Raw genomic sequence first — 17401 nt, 5'->3', positions numbered from 1 at the left:
AACAGGAAGTGTGGCATGAATTCACCGGCGCAGCCGCAACAGTTACCTCTGGTGCTGCCCCATGAAGAGGCACTGGGGGCCGATGATTATCTGGTCAGCCAGACCAACAAGGCTGCCTTCCTGCTTGTCAACCAATGGCCGGAATGGCCTTCACCCGTCATTGTTCTAACCGGCCCGCAAGGCGCGGGCAAAACCCACCTTGTCAATGCATGGCACGAGCGCTCCGGCGCTGCAATCTGCAAGGCAAAAGATCTTACCGAGGCCAAAGTTGCGGAATTGGTGGCAAATGGCCCGGTAGCAATCGAGGACCTGCACCATGGGTTTGACGAGCGTGCGGTGTTTCATCTGTTTAACGCGGTGCGCCAGATTGGCAGCTTCATGCTGATGACCACCCGCACGCCGCCCGCAAGCTTTGAGCTGCAAGTGCCCGACCTTGTCTCCCGTTTTCGCGCTGCAACCCCTGTAGAGGTGCAGGAGCCGGACGATATGCTGCTTCGCCTTGTAATGACCAAGCTGTTTGCTGACCGGCAGGTGGTGGTCGATCCAACCTTGATCGACTTTCTCGTGGTGCGCATCGAACGCTCACTCAGCGCGGTACAAAATGTGGTGGAAGCGCTGGACAGACAGGCTCTGGCCAACGGCACCAAGATTTCCCGCGTCATGGCCGCTCGCCTATTAGAAAACTTGGGTGAATAATTCTCAGTGTGTTATGGTTGTGAAACAACAAGGGACGACTACATCTATTAACTCCAATCAGATATTTCTAAAAAGGATTTTGGAGCTGAACCTTTAAGGAGAGGGCGCCGATGAATGACGTGATAGCAGACAACTCCAGTGAAGCGGCCGACGAACTGGACGCTATTCGCCGGCAGGGCGCGGCCCTCATGAGCAAACCCGAACGTTTCGTCAATCGCGAGTTGTCTTGGTTGCAGTTCAATCGGAGGGTTCTGGAAGAATCTATGAACCCGGCCCACCCCCTGCTCGAACGTCTGCGCTTCTTGTCGATCTCCGCCAATAACCTCGACGAGTTTTTCATGGTCCGCGTGGCTGGCCTGCGCGCCCAGCACCGCGCCAATGTGAGCAAACTTTCCGCAGATGGCTTAACCCCCGCAGAGCAGCTGGAGAAAATCTCCCTTGCAGTAAGCCGCTTGCAAACCGAGCAACAAGCCATCTTTCGCCAGTTACGCGGCGAGCTGACCGAAGTTGGTATCGCCATCACCTCACTTGATGAGCTGAGCGCTGCTGAGCGTGAATGGCTGGAAGGCTATTTCCTCAATCATATTTTCCCGGTGCTTACCCCACTTGCCATCGATCCGGCGCATCCGTTTCCGTTTATTCCGAATTTCGGCTTCTCGCTGATTCTCGATATGGTGCCTGCGTCCGGCGGTCCCGGTCTGACTGCACTGCTGCGCCTGCCCAGCCAGATTGGCCGGTTTGTGGTGTTGCCACGTCCAAAGGGCAGCGACAGAAACAACACCCGCTTTATCCCGATCGAAGTCATCGTATCTATGTTTATTGGCCGCTTGTTTCCCGGCTATAAAGTGCGAGGCTCGGGGGCGTTCCGGGTACTGCGCGATTCAGACCTTGAGATCGAGGAGGAAGCGGAAGATCTGGTGCGCGAATTTGAAACCGCGCTGAAGCGCCGCCGCCGTGGTCAGGTTATCCGCTTGGAAATCGAACAGGAAACACCGGAGCTTCTGCGCGAGTTGGTCGCCGGTGAATTGGAAGTGGAAGAGGATGAAATATTTCTCGTTAATGGCCTGCTCGCCCTGAATGATCTTTCCCAAGCCGTCGGGCTGGACCGGCCAGAGCTGAAGTTCAGCCGCTATGCCCCGCGCTATCCAGAGCGCGTGCGAGAGCATTCCGGCGACTGCTTTGCTGCCATCCAGCAAAAAGACATTCTTGTTCACCATCCCTATGAGAGCTTTGATGTTGTGGTGCAGTTCCTGCGCCAAGCCGCGCAAGATCCGGACGTGGTCGCCATCAAGCAGACCCTGTACCGCACCTCCAACAACTCGCCCATTGTCACCGCACTGGCCGAAGCTGCCGAGGCTGGTAAATCCGTCACCGCGCTGGTCGAGCTTAAGGCACGGTTCGACGAAGAGGCCAACATCCGTTGGGCCCGCGATCTGGAACGGGCAGGGGTGCAGGTGGTCTTTGGCTTCATGGAACTAAAAACCCACGCCAAAGTGTCGATGGTTGTGCGCCGCGAGCAAAAGGGCCTGCGCACTTACTGCCACTTTGGCACCGGCAACTACCACCCCATTACAGCCAAAATCTACACCGACCTTTCCTACTTCACCGCTGATCCAGCCTACGCCCGTGATGCCACCAAAATCTTTAATTATATAACGGGTTATGCTGAGCCCGGAGAGCTGGAAAAGCTATCCATATCACCCACGTCACTGCGCAAGCGCATCCTGAAATGCACCGAGGAAGAAATCGCCCATGCCAAAGCAGGGCGGCCGGCGCAGATCTGGTTGAAGATGAACTCGCTCGTTGATCCGGGAATCATTGATGCTCTCTACCGCGCCTCGCAAACCGGTGTGCAGATTGATCTGGTGGTGCGCGGGATTTGTTGTTTGCGCCCTGGTGTGCCGGGGCTGTCCGACAACATTCGCGTGAAATCAATTGTGGGCCGTTTTCTCGAACACAGCCGCATTTACTGCTTTGGCAATGGTCAGGGCTTGCCCTCACCAGAGGCAAAAGTCTATATCTCCTCTGCCGATTTGATGCCAAGAAATCTGGATCGTCGTGTTGAAACGCTGGTGCCTGTCGAGACACCCTCTGTGCACGCGCAGATCTTGGATCAGATAATGGTCGCAAACTTGGAAGACAACCAACAGAGCTGGCGTCTGCTCCCAGATGGCTCGCATGAAAGAATAATCGCAGCACCGGACGAGGATCCCTTCAACGTGCATCAGTATTTCATGACAAACCCATCGCTCTCCGGCCGCGGCGACGCGTTGCAGATAGACAGCCCGACACTTTTTGTGGATCGCTCGGATAGTGCCTGACTTACTAAGTGGTAACGAGCCCCGTGGACGCTTCACCGCGGACGGGGCTTTTGCAGTCATCGATATTGGTTCCAACTCCGTACGCCTTGTGGTGTACGAGCGCGAGGCGCGCGCTCCAACCGCGCTGTTCAACGAGAAAGTTCTCGCAGGCCTTGGGCGAGGTTTGGCCGAAACCGGCCGTTTGTGCGATGAAAATGTAAAGCGCGCACTTGCCGCGTTACACCGCTTTCGCGCCATCTGCGATCATATCGGGGTTGGCAAAATTGCTATTCTCGCCACCGCCGCCGCTCGCGAAGCGGAAAACGGGCCGGAATTTATTGCCCACGTTGAGGAGATTTGCCGCGAACAGGTAAAAATCCTCTCCGGTGCGGACGAGGCCTACTACTCGGCAATGGGGGTCATCTCCGGATTTTGGCAACCCGATGGCTTGGTGGGCGACCTTGGCGGCGGCTCATTGGAGCTGGTTGATCTTAAGAACGCCCAGCTGGGCGAGGGGCACACTTTCCCCCTTGGCGGCATTCGCCTGCAGGAGGCTTCAAGGCGTAACCTGCAAGAAGCAATGCACATTGCCTCTGATTCCCTTGCCACGGCAGATTGGCTAACCGGCGCTGAAGGGCGCAAGTTCTACGCCATTGGCGGCACATGGCGTTCGCTTGGCCGTCTACACCTGTTTCAAGAGCGTTACCCGCTCCACGTCATGCATGAATACACGATCCCGGCAGAGGTCGCGCTGGAGTTTTGCGAGCGTGTTGCCCGCGGCGAGATAACCGACCAACCCAAAATCGGCGTTGTTTCCAAGGCCCGCCGTTCGTTGCTGCCCTACGGTGCTGTGGTTATGCGCGAGGTTATCCATCGCTCCAAAGTGGACCAGGTGGTGTTCTCATCGCTCGGTGTGCGCGAGGGGTTGCTCTACTCCATTCTTTCTCCGCAGCGCCAGCAAAAAGACCCGCTCCTCACCGCTTCGCGTGAGCTTGGCCTGCTACGGGCTCGCTGCCCCGCTTATTCTGATGAGCTGGCGCAGTGGAGCGGTAAAGCACTCTCTGACTTGGGGATTGTTGAGAACCCGCAGGAAGAGCGTCTCCGTCTCGCCGCCTGCAACCTTGCCGACATCGGCTGGCGAGCCCACCCTGATTATCGCGGCAAACAATCGCTGAATGTCATTTCCAACATGGGGTTCGTCGGTGTTGATCACGCCGGGCGCGCCTATCTCGCTTTAACGGTGTTCTATCGCCATGAGGGCTTGATAGATGATGCGGTCTCTCCAAAGATTCGCAGCTTGTGCAGTCCGCGGTTGATGCAACTGGCCCGTGCGCTCGGCGCTGTTATGCGGCTTGCCAGCCTAATCAGCGCGTCGATCTCCGGCATGTTGCCGCGTACAAGGCTTGAGGTTTCATCCAGCGCAATCATCCTGCACTTGCCAGAGGACGTCGCAGCAATCGACGGTGAGCGCTTGCGCAAACGCCTCAATCAACTTGGAAAACTGTTCTCACGTACTGTTGAATTGCGGATCGAGGACTAGGGCGCCCATTCCAGAAACGATTGCAATAAAAAACCCGGCCGAGTTGCCGGGTTTCCATTTATCTTTTTGGGGGAAGGTACGCTAACCAAGCTCTTTATTAGGGCGGCGGCTGCGGCCTCTGCGCGGCGCGCGCTCCACTGGCTCACCTTGGTTGCAGACAACCACCTTCTTCCCATCGAACGCCAGCGAAACCTCGCCGCGTTTCAGCTTCAATGCCGTTTCGCCAAACAACTCGCGGCGCCAGCCTTGTAGCGCAGCCACGTCCGCCTCATCATCCGCTGCAATCTTCTCCAGATCATCAACGGTCGCAATGAGTTTGGCTGCAACACCTGTAGTCTCGCTTGTCAGCTTTAGCAGCACCTTGAGCAGATCCACCGCTGCCCCCGCGCCATCTGGGGCAGGGCGCCCTTTGGGAACGACGGGCAAATCTTCCTTGGGAATTTGCAGTGCGCTATTCACCGCTGCAAGAATGCCTTCTGCCGCTTTCGAACGCTCAAAACCACGCGGGATCGTGCGCAAATGCCCCAGAGCTTGTGCGCTCGTTGGTTGCTGCATGCTGATCTCGTAAATGGCATCGTCCTTCAGCACCCGGCTGCGCGGTGTGTTGCGCTCTTGCGCCTCTCGTTCTCGCCAAGCGCTGACCTGCTGCAGTACCGCCAGCTCGATCGGCTTGCGTACCCGCAATTTCATCCGTTGCCATGCTTTTTCTGGGTCCGCCCGGTAAGTGTCTTCCGAGCGCAGCGTGTTCATCTCGTCCTCAACCCAGTGTGTGCGCTGCTTCTGCGCCAACTGTTCCCGCAGGAACTCGTAGACATCACGCAAATGCGTCACGTCGGCCAGCGCATAACTGAGCTGCTTGTCGGAAAGTGGGCGACGCGACCAATCCGTAAAACGCGAACTTTTGTCCAAGCGTTGTCCGGTTACCTTGCTGACCAATTGATCATAGGAAACAGAATCGCCAAAGCCACACACCATGGCTGCCACTTGCGAGTCGAACAAGGGCGCTGGGACAAATCCGCCCAAATGATAGACAATCTCGATATCCTGCCTAGCCGCATGGAAAACTTTCAACACAGCGGGGTTGCGCATCAGCTCAAAGAACGGCTCCAGCGAGAGCCCCTCCGCGAGCGCATCCACCAGCACCGCATCCTCGCGCGAAGCGATCTGGATAACGCAGAGCTTGGGCCAAAAAGTGGTTTCCCGCAGGAACTCGGTGTCGACGGTGACATAGTCGTGTTGCGCCAGCCGCGCACAGGCGTGCGCCAACGCTTCAGTTGTTTCAATCATCTTCATGGTGGCAAAGCTATAGCCCAGCCAGCGCCAGTTGTCTTGCAAAAAACGCCGCTTTCCTTGCGGCAAAACCACCAAATAGGCACGCGTTGATTAGTGTGTGCGGTGCATTTGAATGCAGATAACAGCTTTTGCCCCGGAACCTTATCATCATGCGGCTTTCTCAAAGCGCGCGCTTGAGCGCCGCGACAAGAGGAAGAGGCATGGCCGCGCGCGGCGGCAGGCGCCAGCTTGTGCCGCGCTGAACAACTTGGGGAACACCCTTGCCACAACGCAGCGAAACTGGCAAAAGGCTGCCTGTTAACAGGAATTGCCTGCAAAGCCTGCGGTTTATTGCGCGCACAAGAGCATGCTTGCTTGACAATGCGCGCTGCCCATGGCTTTTGCAGCAAGTTCGCCTTTTTTACTTGGGGTGCACCGCCTTTTTCGGCGCGTTTGCAACCGGTGACGAGGCGCCACATGACAACAGAACAATTGCTTTTTGACACTACCAAGGCTGAGGACGCTATGCATCGCTATCGGAGCCACACCTGCGGAGAATTGCGGGCAACAAATGAAGGTGAAACAGCACGCCTGTCCGGTTGGGTACATCGTGTACGCGATCATGGCGGTTTGCTCTTTATCGACCTGCGGGATCACTATGGCATGACCCAATGTGTGGTTGACCCTGATTCCCCGGCGTTTAAACTCGCTGAAACCGTGCGCGCCGAATGGTGCTTGCGCATTGATGGCGAAGTAAAGCCGCGCTCTGCTGAAACCAAAAACGAAAACCTTGATACCGGCGACATCGAGGTTTTTATCCGCGATCTGGAAGTGCTGGGTTCTTCCAAAGAACTGCCGCTGCCGATTTTTGGCGAGCCGGAATATCCTGAGGATATCCGCCTTAAATACCGCTTCCTGGATCTGCGCCGCGAGACGCTGCACAACAACCTGGTAAAGCGCACTAAGATCATTAACTCCATGCGCCAGCGCATGAACACCATCGGGTTTAATGAATTCCAGACCCCGATCCTGACCGCATCTTCCCCAGAAGGTGCCCGTGACTTTTTGGTGCCATCGCGTATCCATCCTGGTAAATTCTATGCATTGCCGCAGGCGCCACAGCAATTCAAGCAGTTGCTGATGATGTCCGGTTTTGATCGCTATTTTCAGATCGCCCCTTGCTTCCGTGATGAAGACCCACGTGCTGATCGCCTGCCGGGCGAATTCTACCAGCTCGACGTGGAAATGAGCTTCGTCACCCAAGAAGACGTGCTGGAGACCATGGAGCCGGTTATTCGCGGCGTATTCGAAGAGTTCGCAGAAGGCAAAGCTGTCACCAAAGAATTCCCGCGCATCGCCTATGCTGACGCCATCCGCAAATACGGCTCCGACAAGCCGGATCTGCGTAACCCGATTGAAATGCAGGCTGTAACCGAGCATTTCGCCGGTTCCGGCTTTAAAGTCTTCGCCCGCATGATCGAGAGCGACCCGAAAGTTGAAGTCTGGGCAATACCGGCTCCAAAGGGTGGTTCACGTGCGTTCTGTGATCGCATGAACTCTTGGGCGCAGAGCGAAGGCCAGCCGGGCATGGGCTACATCTTCTTCCGTGAAGAAGAAGGCGCTACAGTTGGCGCTGGCCCTGTTGCTAAAAATATCGGCGCTGAGCGCACCGAGGCATTGCGTATCCAGCTGGGGCTGGAGCAGGGCGATGCGGTCTTCTTTGCCGCAGGCGATCCGAAGAAATTCGCCGACTTTGCCGGTAAAGCCCGCACCCGCGTTGGTGAAGAGCTGAACCTCATCAACGAAGACGCTTTCGAGCTTTGCTGGATTGTCGACTTCCCGATGTTTGAATGGGACGAGGAAGAAAAGAAGGTCGACTTCTGCCACAACCCGTTCTCCATGCCTGAAGGTGGTCTGGAAGGCCTGAATACCAAAGACCCGCTGGAGCTGAATGCCTACCAGTATGATGTGGTTTGTAACGGCTTTGAAATCGGTTCCGGTGCGATCCGTAACCACTCTCCAGAGGTCATGAAAAAAGCCTTTGAGATTGCAGGCTACGAAATGGAAACGCTGGAAGAGAAATTCGGCGGCATGCTGCGCGCATTTGAATATGGCGCACCACCGCACGGCGGCATGGCAGCTGGTGTGGATCGTATCGTAATGCTGCTCGTTGGCGCGAAAAACCTGCGCGAAGTGACCTTGTTCCCGATGAACCAGCAGGCACAGGATCTCCTCATGGGTGCGCCAAGCGATGTCTTCCCGGCACAACTGCGCGATCTGCATGTCCGCTTGAACCTGCCCGAAGCATAAGGCTTGGGTTTACCCGCTGTAGCTGCACAATGCGCATGCTGACAAGGTATCGCCAAGTTGCGCAAACACATTAAAGCAATTAAACAGGCGGTCATGGTGCATGGCCGCCTGTTTTGCGTTGATCTTGCGTTGCTATCCACGGCGCAAGGTTGCTCACATGCCTCGTTAGTCAAGGACTTCACGTGCTTAAATTCTTGAAGAAGCGTTTCCTGTCCGACCCGGATGCGGCGCTCTCGCTCATCGTGCGATTGTTAAAAGAAAACTTCGCCAATTATCGCGTCCAATATGCCCTGGCGTTCTTGCTCATGGCATGTGCTGCGGGCGCCAGTGCGGCCAGTGCCAAGATCATGAAGGATATCATCAACGAGGTGTTTATCGCCAAGGATGCACAGATGGTCTATATCATCTCAGCAAGTGTCCTTGCGATTTTTACGATCAAGGGACTGGCAACCTACGGGCAAATGGTCATCTTGTCCCGCGTGGGCAATGCCATTGTGGCCAAGCTGCAAAAGCGTATGTTCGACAAGGTCTTGCGCCTTGGGATTGATTACTTTGACCGCACAAGCTTTGGGGATCTAGCCACCCGTTTTGGCCAGAATACCAGCGCGGCTCGCGCGGTGATGGATTTGGTTATTCTTACCCTCGGGCGCGATATCATGACCATCATTGGTCTTGTCTCTGTAATGATCTATCAAAGCCCAATGCTGAGTTTCTTTGCGTTTTTTATCATGCCGCCGGCAGTTTTCGCAGTGGCGCAACTGGTGCGCCGCGTCAAACGCATCGCAAAATCGCAATTTGTCTCGCAAACCAAGATCTTGTCGCAAGTCAAGGAAATGGCGCAGGGCATTCGCATTATTAAAGCCTTCTCCTACGAAAAGCACATGTCCGACCAGATGCGTACGGCAATTTCTGAGGTTGAGGGCCATGCCAACAACATCGCCCGCCTCACGGCGCGAACCTCGCCGCTGATGGAAAGCCTCGGCGGTGTTGCCATTGCACTCATCATTCTCTACGGCGGCTATTCTGTCATCAATCTGGATCAGGATCCCGGCTCGTTTTTCTCGTTCATTACCGCCTTGTTGCTTGCCTACGACCCAATCAAACGCTTGGCACGCCTGCAGGTAAACTTGAACACCCAGTTGGTTGGCGTGCGTTTGATGTACGAATTGCTCGATACAAAAGAGCCGAGCGACGAAGCCACCAACTTACCACCGCTAAAGGTCAAGGGCGGTGATATTCGCTTTGATCATGTGTCCTTCGCCTATGCCGATAAACCGGCATTGAACGGCCTAAGCCTGCACGCCAAGCAAGGCGAGATGACAGCCCTTGTCGGGGCATCAGGCGCCGGCAAGTCGACCTTGTTCTCCCTTCTGGAGCGCTTCTACGAGATCAGCAGTGGTACCATCACCATTGATGGACAGGATGTTGCCAAGCACGACACGGCCTCGCTGCGAAAACAAATCGCCATCGTGACCCAAGATACCTATTTGTTTGACCGCTCAATCGCGCAAAACATTGCACTTTCAAATCCCGATGCCGACCGCGAGGCAATCATTAATGCGGCCAAACAGGCACATGCCCATCAGTTCATTGAGGAGCTGCCGCAGGGCTATGATACGCTCGTGGGTGAAGGCGGCGGGCGGCTCTCGGGTGGTCAGCGCCAGCGGATCGCTATTGCCAGAGCCATGCTTGCCAATGCGCCAATCCTGCTCCTCGATGAAGCAACATCTGCATTAGATGCCGCGTCCGAAGCGCATGTGCAAGCCGCGCTTGCCAATCTGATGCAGGGTCGCACCACATTGGTTATTGCCCATCGCCTCTCGACAGTACGCGATGCGGCGCAAATCATCGTAATGGACAAGGGCAGGGTGGTTGAAACGGGTACCCATCAACAGCTCTATCAAGCCGATGGCACCTATCGTCGTCTGTGTGAGCTACAGTTCACCAGTGACACGTGACCGGATCCTGCGAGCAAGCGGACAAAGAAAAAGGCGGGATCATTTGATTCCGCCTTTTCTTTGACTTTGTCACGAGCGATGGGGGCAAAGCCCCCACGCCGATAAAATCGCGCGGGGCATTAGCTAGGCAGGCAAAAGAACCATTCACCCGCCAAGCTGTTGAAGTGCCTACTGCCCCACAGCGACCGAGCCGCCTGTCACGCTCTGCAATTGATCTGGAGCAACCATTGCGGTGGTTGCCAGCTGGATCAAAGGCAGCGGCTGCGCTGGAGAGAACTTCAGTTCGAACTGGTCTGGAACCTGCGCAAAATCCGTAAGCGCGGCAACCACATCCTTGCCAAACTGCGTTTGCCCAAGCGGCCCCATAGAAGCGCTCAGCCCGGCGGCAACCTCATCAACATAAGCTTCAAAGCTTACACCACGATCCTTGGCACCGTTCTCCAGCATCTCACGCAGCATAGGCGCATCTTTGAGTCGCAAATAACCGCCGTCAAAAGTCGCAAGCATCAGCTTGTCACCGGCCCCATCAGGATCAACCAGCAACTCGGCAGGAACCGACCCGAGGGTGAATGATACTTCCGCAAACAAACCATCGGCAATCTCAAAATCAAGATTGGTCAATGTAATCTGCCCGGCAGCAACGTCCCAGCTCACATCCAGATTGTGCTGGAAGGTTTCCGTATCCAGCGAAACCGAACCAAACGGCGTGTCATAGCTGGCTATGCCGAGCATCGGCATGTTGACTGACAGGTTCTTCAGCGCGGTGCTAAGCTGTGTCGGAATGGCCTCTTGATAATTTGCTGCTTTGCTTTCCATGCTCTCCAGCGTAACCAGCGGTGCGGTGCCGCCGGAATAGTCCACCAGAAGGTCCACAAGCCGTAGGACACCGACCTGCGGCATCAGCTTGCGTTGCTTTTCGTCTTCGCTCAAACTGTCGTCTTCCATCGTGGCGATGAGTTTGGTCAGCGAAGGCCAGACAATATCCTGAAGCGCAAAAGCGCCCATTTCCACCTCAGGGCTTTGCGGTGTCGCAGCCACATAGAACTCGTTGAGCTGGATGTCACCAAGCCCCGTGTTCGTCAGTGCATTCATCTCAAATCCGCCAAGGCGAGCGTTGATCTCCGGCACGGTTGCATCCAGCCCCGACAAGCCTTCATGCACTTTCACCGAGATATCGTTGATCTGCAGTTTATCAACGGTAAAGTCTGCCTGTTCGCTTGCGATCGCCGTAGGATCGACGCCCTGCAAAGCGGTTTCCTCGTTTTCCAACACCAACTTATCGAGCAAGGCAAGTAGGTTGGCCGCATTGCCGCCTTGTAGGCGCACACCTGATACCGACTGCTCGCCAATCGAAAAGTCGGCGATTTGTTTTTCAGCGTCGCCTTCAGCGCCTTTAGCTCTAGCGATGACTTCGATAGTGACTGCGCCAGCTTCGCTAGAGTTCAACAAAAGCCCACTCGGGCTTTGTGTTCCCGTCAAATAAGCTCGCAAAGGTCGCAGATCCAGCCCCGTAAGCGAGCTTGGTCCTTGCTCGATACGTGCCTCCAAATCCGCGTCTATTGCAAATGCGCCCTGCGTATCTTCAGGGCTGATAAACGTAACGCCTTTGCCCGCACCATACTCAACAAATTCGGTGACACCGCCTCTGGAATTTTTCGCAAGCGTGGAGCTAACTTCACTCCAGCTGGTCCTTACGCCATCTTCAAAGTTAAGCGTAGAGAGCGGGCCAGCACTGGCTTTGTCATAACCAACTTCAAGCAATTGCAAAACCAGTGGCACATAGCGGCTTACCGGCTGCTTTGTTTTGTCTGCAAGCTCCGGAGCGGTTGGGATGTGCAGCGCATCGATAACAGTGTTTTTGCTGATGAGTTCATAGCGAAAATCATCTTCGCCTTTACCATCATCCAGCACCATCACAATTTTTTGCTGCGGGGCTTCAAGTTTTGCAAAACGGTAGCCTTCGGCATTTTCCGAATAACCCGAAAGAACAAGCTCATCAAAAGATACAGTTAGGTCAACTTTGGTGGTCTCGTGATCGATCTTGAATTCATCGCCAAAATGAAATGAGTAGTCCCGCAAAACAACAGCATCGCCGCGCTCTTCAACTGAGCCGACTTGCACCTTGTCAAAGCCGGAAGCCTCCAGATAGGCGTTGAAACGCAGCACAGCGTCTTTTTCTGCTCCCGCAAGTGCAGGGCTGGCAACGCCAAGAAAAAGGGCACCTGCAGTCCACAGTGCAACAGTCTTAAATTGAATCATATCCTCACCAATGAATAGAGGGGTAAAACGTGGGTAGGTAGCGCAGAACGCGCTTCTTTACCCAAGGTAGTATGCCTTTGTGAATTTGCCCATAACATGACTAAAAAGAAAAGCTCCCCAGAAATGGGGAGCTTCAAATGCGTTATTCACTCTTGCCCTTAGAAGCCCTCTGGCTTCAACGTGGATTCAGAGTACGCAGCTTGTGCAATGCGAATGTCATCCTGATCCGGAAGCGAAGATTCGTTGCCCAGATGCTGAATCGCATGTGCAGAAGCAGCGCGCGCCAGCTTAAAATGGTCTTCCCAGTCGCCAGCTGGATTCGCCAGATAAGCGTAGACATATGCACCGTGGAACGTGTCACCGGCACCGTTGGTGTCCAGAACTTTTTCCTTTGGAATGTTGAGCGCTGGCAGGTGGCGGGTTGGGCCGAAATTATCGTACCACAAGACACCATACTCACCCTTGGTGATTGCGCCCACTTTTACGCCTTTGTCGCGCAAATACTGCAAGGTTCCCTCTTCGCCAAGGCCGAGCTGCTCGCAGAACAGGTCAGAGACCACAGCGACGTCGATGTAGTTAAGAACTTCTTCGGTGTTCTCACGCACAGCGCCGCCATCAAGCGAGGTCATGATACCAGCTTCACGGCAAGCTTTGGCATAATGCAAGGCTGCATCTGGAATGTGGCCATCGATATGCAATGCCTGACATCCATCAAGGTTAAGCGAGGGGAACGGATGCAGGAAGTTGTTGTCACGACAGCGCACAATCGCACGCTTGCCATCTTTAGGCATAATAAAGGAAAGCGAGCTTTCCGCCACCTTACGGCTATGGATTGGAATAGAGTACTTGGCTGCCATATCACGGAACATCCGCGCCAGCCAGTCATCCGCCATGGTGCAAAGCAAATCAGGGGCGATACCCAACTTGGCACAGGCAAAAGCCGCTGTCACCGCGTTGCCACCAAAGCTAACGGCGTAATCGTTTGCAATGGTTTTGTCGTCGCCCGTTGGCATGCTGTCGGCCAGAAAAGTGACATCGATGTAAGTTTGCCCGATAAATAGTGCTTTCAATTTCATACACTCCCTGTTCACTTCTTACTTCAATAGTATGACTTGAATAACTTGACAAGATGAGGCGAGCAGGGTTTGCCTGCGACGAATTAGTATACTATCAATAGTTTACGTGGACGCCGCCACGCAGCTGTGTCACTCTGTCTCAAAAATAAGCACATCAAAGCACTCAGGTTATTACGTTGTCTCATCGTTATGCGTTGTTTCTAAAAGCGGTATGTGTCGCTTTGATAATGGCACTGGGCCCTTTGGTCACAGCCAATGTCGTTTTGAACAACTTTGCCGAGCATCGTGCCCGCTCTGATTTGCAAGCCACCACACAGCAGTATATTTCCCGTGCAGAAACCGTCTTGAATGATGCAGTCGCCCTGCTACGGCACTTGGCCAATCGGGGAATTTCCTCCTGTGCTATGGATAGTCGCCGACAATTCGGCAAAATGCTGGTGGCAAATGGCAAATATGTGCAGATCGGCGTCGCAGATGCGCAAGGTTTCCCCATGTGCTTGGTACCCGAGCGCCCGTTGATAGGAGTGCCGATCCTGCCAAAACTGGAGACCGTGTCTCCGCGTATCGCCATTTCCCTAGCTCCGCAGATTGATCAGGGCGTGCGTAGCGCACTTGTGAGTTGGCGCTTGTCCGATGACCGTCGCCTTTTTGTCCAGCTTAGCCCGGCAGTTATGGAGCTGGGTGCTGGCGCTCATTACTTGGCCAAAGACAGCCGCATCGAACTTGCTCTATCTGGACAAGAATTATGGGTGGAAAAGGGGAGGTTACAGATCTCAAAAGGTGCCAGTGTGCCTTTGCCCTCGCAAAGCACGCGAAACATGAGCGATACGCTGATCGAGCAACTGGATTCTGGTTTTTATCCGCTCTCTGTAACTGTAACCACCTCAAGAAATGCCGTAAATGCGCTGGTGGCAGAGCTTAAGGTCGTTGCCGCCATCGCCTGTGCCATCGGCGCGATCGTCATGGTTGGAATTGGCATCTGGTTCGCTTGGCGCCCCGCCAGTGAGGCGGAAGACGAATTTGTCAAAGCGATTAAGAATGACGAGTTTATTCCCTATTATCAGCCGGTAATCGACATTTTTTCGGGCGAACTAAAAGGCTGCGAAGTACTGATGCGCTGGCGTCAGGCCGATGGTTCCATGGTGCCACCTGGCCAATTCATGACCTATGCAGAAGCATCCGGCCATATTTTCGAGATGACCCGGCGTATGATGCGCCTTGTTGCTTCAGAAGTTGCCGATTTATACAGCTCCAATCCGGATCTTAAGCTCTCCATCAACCTGTTTGCTGGTCACTTTAAGGATGATAAAATCCTGAAAGATGTGCTTGAGGTGTTTGAACCAAGCAAAATAGAGCTTTCGCAGGTTGTGCTTGAGGTGACTGAGCGGCAACCACTCGAAGACATCGACCTGGCGCGCAAGCTCATAGCGTCATTCCAAGCACGTAATATCCGTGTTGCACTGGATGATGTGGGTACCGGCCATGGTGGCTTGGCTTACCTGCAAAAGCTGGGCATGGACATTTTGAAAATCGATAAGATGTTTATCGATCCTATGGGCTCCGATGACAATACAGCCGGGATCGTCGACATTATCGTCGAGTTAGGTGACAACCTTGGCATGGGAATCATCGCTGAAGGTGTTGAGAACTACAATCAGATCCTCTACCTGCGTAACTTAGGTGTAACCTCGGCGCAGGGCTATGTGTTCTCCCGGCCTATACCTGCCTCTGAATTCATCCAGTATGCGCGCGATATTGAGACCGGGATCATGAATCCGATTAAGCATCTCGACGAGAAATACGCCCCGGAATCTGCCGGTAACAAAGACGCAGAGCAGGGCGCCGCCTAACACCATTCTCCGCAAATTTACATCGACATGCACAGCATTGGCACGCCATGGCGCCAGCTGCGTCGCGCGCTTTATCCCCCTCCAGTCATTTGCTGCAATGATGAGATCGTGCAAGTGCATAGTTTCAAATAATTCATAATAATTCCATAACTACTTAGGAGGATAACATTTCGCTATTCGGCTCAAGTGGCGGGTAATTCAAAAACCAATCTTTCTCCCATCTATATCCCTGCATCGAAGCAAAAGAGCTGCGATCTACGCGAAAGGTGAGGGCGCTTGCGGTGCCAAACCACTCTAAAAGCTGGGGCTGCGACCTATTGTCGTAGCTATCAAAGAAAACACTTAAATATCGAGCTTTTCTAAAAAAACGGCCCGTTAGCCAGTTTCATTCCGAGCTTTTCTAATAGTTGTCTTAGGCTTAGAATGAATTTCCCCAAACCCTTAGATGCACATAAGTGCAGGGTCTGGCAATTTTTGTCGCTTGCGTTAAAACCTGTTCCAACATCAAACCATGTCGCGACGTTGGAGTTGCAATCTATGAATGTCCCTATGAAAGGCGAGGAAGTGGCCGACGCCATCCCTGCAAATGTTTTTGCCGAAAAGGTAACTGAGGTTCAGCACTATACTGACCGTCTTTTCCGTTTTCGCATCACCCGCCCATCGAGCTTCCGGTTCCGCTCTGGCGAATTCGTCATGATCGGCTTGATGATCAACGGTAAGCCGCTTTACCGCGCTTACTCCATTGCAAGTCCCTCATGGGACGAAGAAATCGAGTTCTTCTCTATCAAAGTACCGGATGGGCCGCTTACCCAGCATCTGCAAAAGATCGAAGTTGGCGACACGGTGCTGATGAAGAAGAAACCAACCGGCACATTGGTGCATGACGCCTTGCTGCCCGGCAAACGGCTTTACATGTTCTCCACCGGCACCGGCATCGCCCCGTTCGCCTCGATCATTCGTGATCCGGAGACCTACGAAAAGTTTGATGACGTCATCCTCACGCACACGTGCCGCGAGGTTGCGGAGTTGCAATATGGTGAAGACCTTGTGGCGCAGATCAAAGATGACCCGCTCATTGGCGAAATTGCAGCTGGAAAACTGCGTTTGTTTAATTCTGTAACGCGTGAAGACTACCCCCGCCAAGGTCGGATTACCGATCTGATCGAAAGCGGCGAGCTCTTCAAGCACCTTGGGGTTGAGCCTCTGAACCCGGAAGTAGACCGCGGCATGATTTGTGGTTCCATGCAGATGATCAACGACACCAAAGACCTGCTCGAAAAGGCCGGTCTGCGCGAGGGGGCAAACAATAAGCCGCTCGAATTTGTCGTAGAGCGCGCCTTCGTTGGCTAAACCGTCACGTAGTTGGCAATTTAGAGTGTAAGAAAGAGCAGCGTGGCGCGAAAAATAACGAGTGACTATCTGTTTCGCGCCGCGCTGTTCTACTTAGAGCGTTATGCTTCTTCGCGTCGTAATCTAGAACGGGTGCTGACCCGCAAAATACGCCGAAGAGCCGCCGAGAACGACGTTCTCGCAGAGGACTATTTTCATCTTATCCCTGAAGCAATCGCCAGCTGCGCTGAGCTTGGCTTGCTCGATGATGAAAGCTACAGCCGCCTAAAGCTGCGTTCTGGCGAGCGCAAAGGTCAATCACGGCGTAAAGTCGGGGCGTTGCTTTCAAGCAAAGGCGTAGATAGCGTCACGCAGGCAACCGCTGAAGCTGAACAGGGTTATAACGAGCACAAAGCCATTGCTATCTATATGCGCAAACGCCGCCTAGGCGCCTTCCGCTTACAAGCCAAACGTGGCCTCAGCCCGCAAGAGCAACGCCTCAAGGACCTTCAGTCTTTGGCAAGGGCAGGGTTTCCCCAGTCGCTTGCCCGCTCTGCCTTGGGCGCGAGCATTGAAGAGTTGGAAGCGCTCATCTATGGCCAAAGCGAGAGCCTTTAAGCTGCCAGAACCGCTAAAATCCGGCGGATTATCCTAAGCCTTTTCGCAAGCTTCCCGACTATAACCAGTGCAATGCCTTTTTGGAGGATCACGTTGCGCTGCAAAATAACATTGTGCTTTGATTTCGCACGGCAAGCAAGGATTGCACGGCGGACAATAAAAAACTCTGCCCAGCGCGCTCTGCAAGGCGCGG

The 17401-nt window shown here is 54.2% G+C and carries 11 protein-coding genes; 8 read left to right on the top strand and 3 right to left on the bottom strand.

Annotated elements, in window-relative coordinates:
- Positions 1-15: 15 nt before the first annotated feature.
- The 3 genes from AYK82_RS18285 (at position 16) to ppx (ending at position 4536) form a co-directional block, all read left to right on the top strand.
- Positions 16-696, top strand: coding sequence for a P-loop NTPase family protein (locus AYK82_RS18285; RefSeq protein ID WP_068312290.1), 681 nt, complete (start codon positions 16-18; stop codon positions 694-696).
- A 110-nt stretch (positions 697-806) separates the two neighbouring features.
- Positions 807-3017, top strand: coding sequence for an RNA degradosome polyphosphate kinase (locus AYK82_RS05390; RefSeq protein WP_068312287.1), 2211 nt, complete (start codon positions 807-809; stop codon positions 3015-3017).
- Positions 3010-4536: an exopolyphosphatase gene (gene ppx, locus AYK82_RS05385; RefSeq protein WP_068312285.1), complete on the top strand. Its 1527-nt coding sequence runs from the start codon at positions 3010-3012 to the stop codon at positions 4534-4536. The genes AYK82_RS05390 and ppx overlap by 8 nt, the downstream gene beginning before the upstream one ends.
- 81 nt (positions 4537-4617) lie before the next feature.
- On the opposite strand, the gene rnd is transcribed toward ppx, so the two are convergent.
- Positions 4618-5829 carry a ribonuclease D gene (rnd, locus tag AYK82_RS05380; RefSeq protein ID WP_068312282.1) on the bottom strand — a complete coding sequence of 404 codons (1212 nt, stop codon included), beginning with the start codon at positions 5827-5829 and terminating at the stop codon, positions 4618-4620.
- 504 nt (positions 5830-6333) lie between these two features.
- Here rnd and aspS point away from each other — a divergent pair.
- Both aspS and AYK82_RS05365 read left to right on the top strand, forming a co-directional pair.
- Positions 6334-8118 carry an aspartate--tRNA ligase gene (gene aspS / locus AYK82_RS05370; protein WP_068312529.1) on the top strand — a complete coding sequence of 595 codons (1785 nt, stop codon included), beginning with the start codon at positions 6334-6336 and terminating at the stop codon, positions 8116-8118.
- A gap of 182 nt (positions 8119-8300) precedes the next feature.
- Positions 8301-10076 carry an ABC transporter ATP-binding protein gene (locus tag AYK82_RS05365; RefSeq protein WP_068312277.1) on the top strand — a complete coding sequence of 592 codons (1776 nt, stop codon included), beginning with the start codon at positions 8301-8303 and terminating at the stop codon, positions 10074-10076.
- Positions 10077-10244: 168 nt separating this feature from the next.
- Here AYK82_RS05365 and AYK82_RS05360 read toward each other — a convergent pair whose 3' ends face one another.
- Entirely contained in the window at positions 10245-12335 is a 2091-nt protein-coding gene (locus AYK82_RS05360; RefSeq protein ID WP_068312274.1) for a YwiB family protein, read from the bottom strand.
- Between the two features lie 158 nt (positions 12336-12493).
- A complete protein-coding gene (locus AYK82_RS05355) occupies positions 12494-13405 on the bottom strand; it encodes a sugar kinase (protein ID WP_082733777.1) in 912 nt (303 codons plus the stop codon).
- A 182-nt stretch (positions 13406-13587) separates the two neighbouring features.
- On the opposite strand from AYK82_RS05355, the gene AYK82_RS05350 reads away from it, so the two are divergent.
- The 3 genes from AYK82_RS05350 (at position 13588) to AYK82_RS05340 (ending at position 17208) form a co-directional block, all read left to right on the top strand.
- Positions 13588-15261, top strand: a complete 1674-nt coding sequence (locus AYK82_RS05350; protein WP_068312268.1) for an EAL domain-containing protein — start codon at positions 13588-13590, stop codon at positions 15259-15261.
- A 537-nt stretch (positions 15262-15798) separates the two neighbouring features.
- Positions 15799-16611 (top strand): ferredoxin--NADP reductase, encoded by an 813-nt coding sequence (locus AYK82_RS05345; RefSeq protein ID WP_068312265.1) that lies wholly within the window; start codon positions 15799-15801, stop codon positions 16609-16611.
- Positions 16612-16653: 42 nt separating this feature from the next.
- A complete protein-coding gene (locus AYK82_RS05340) occupies positions 16654-17208 on the top strand; it encodes a regulatory protein RecX (protein WP_068312261.1) in 555 nt (184 codons plus the stop codon).
- Positions 17209-17401: the final 193 nt, after the last annotated feature.

Source organism: Polycladidibacter hongkongensis, from assembly GCF_001561995.1.
Lineage (GTDB): Bacteria > Pseudomonadota > Alphaproteobacteria > Rhizobiales > Stappiaceae > Pseudovibrio > Pseudovibrio hongkongensis.
Note: the sequence above shows the minus strand (reverse complement) of the source record. Positions and strands in the feature narration are given on the sequence as shown.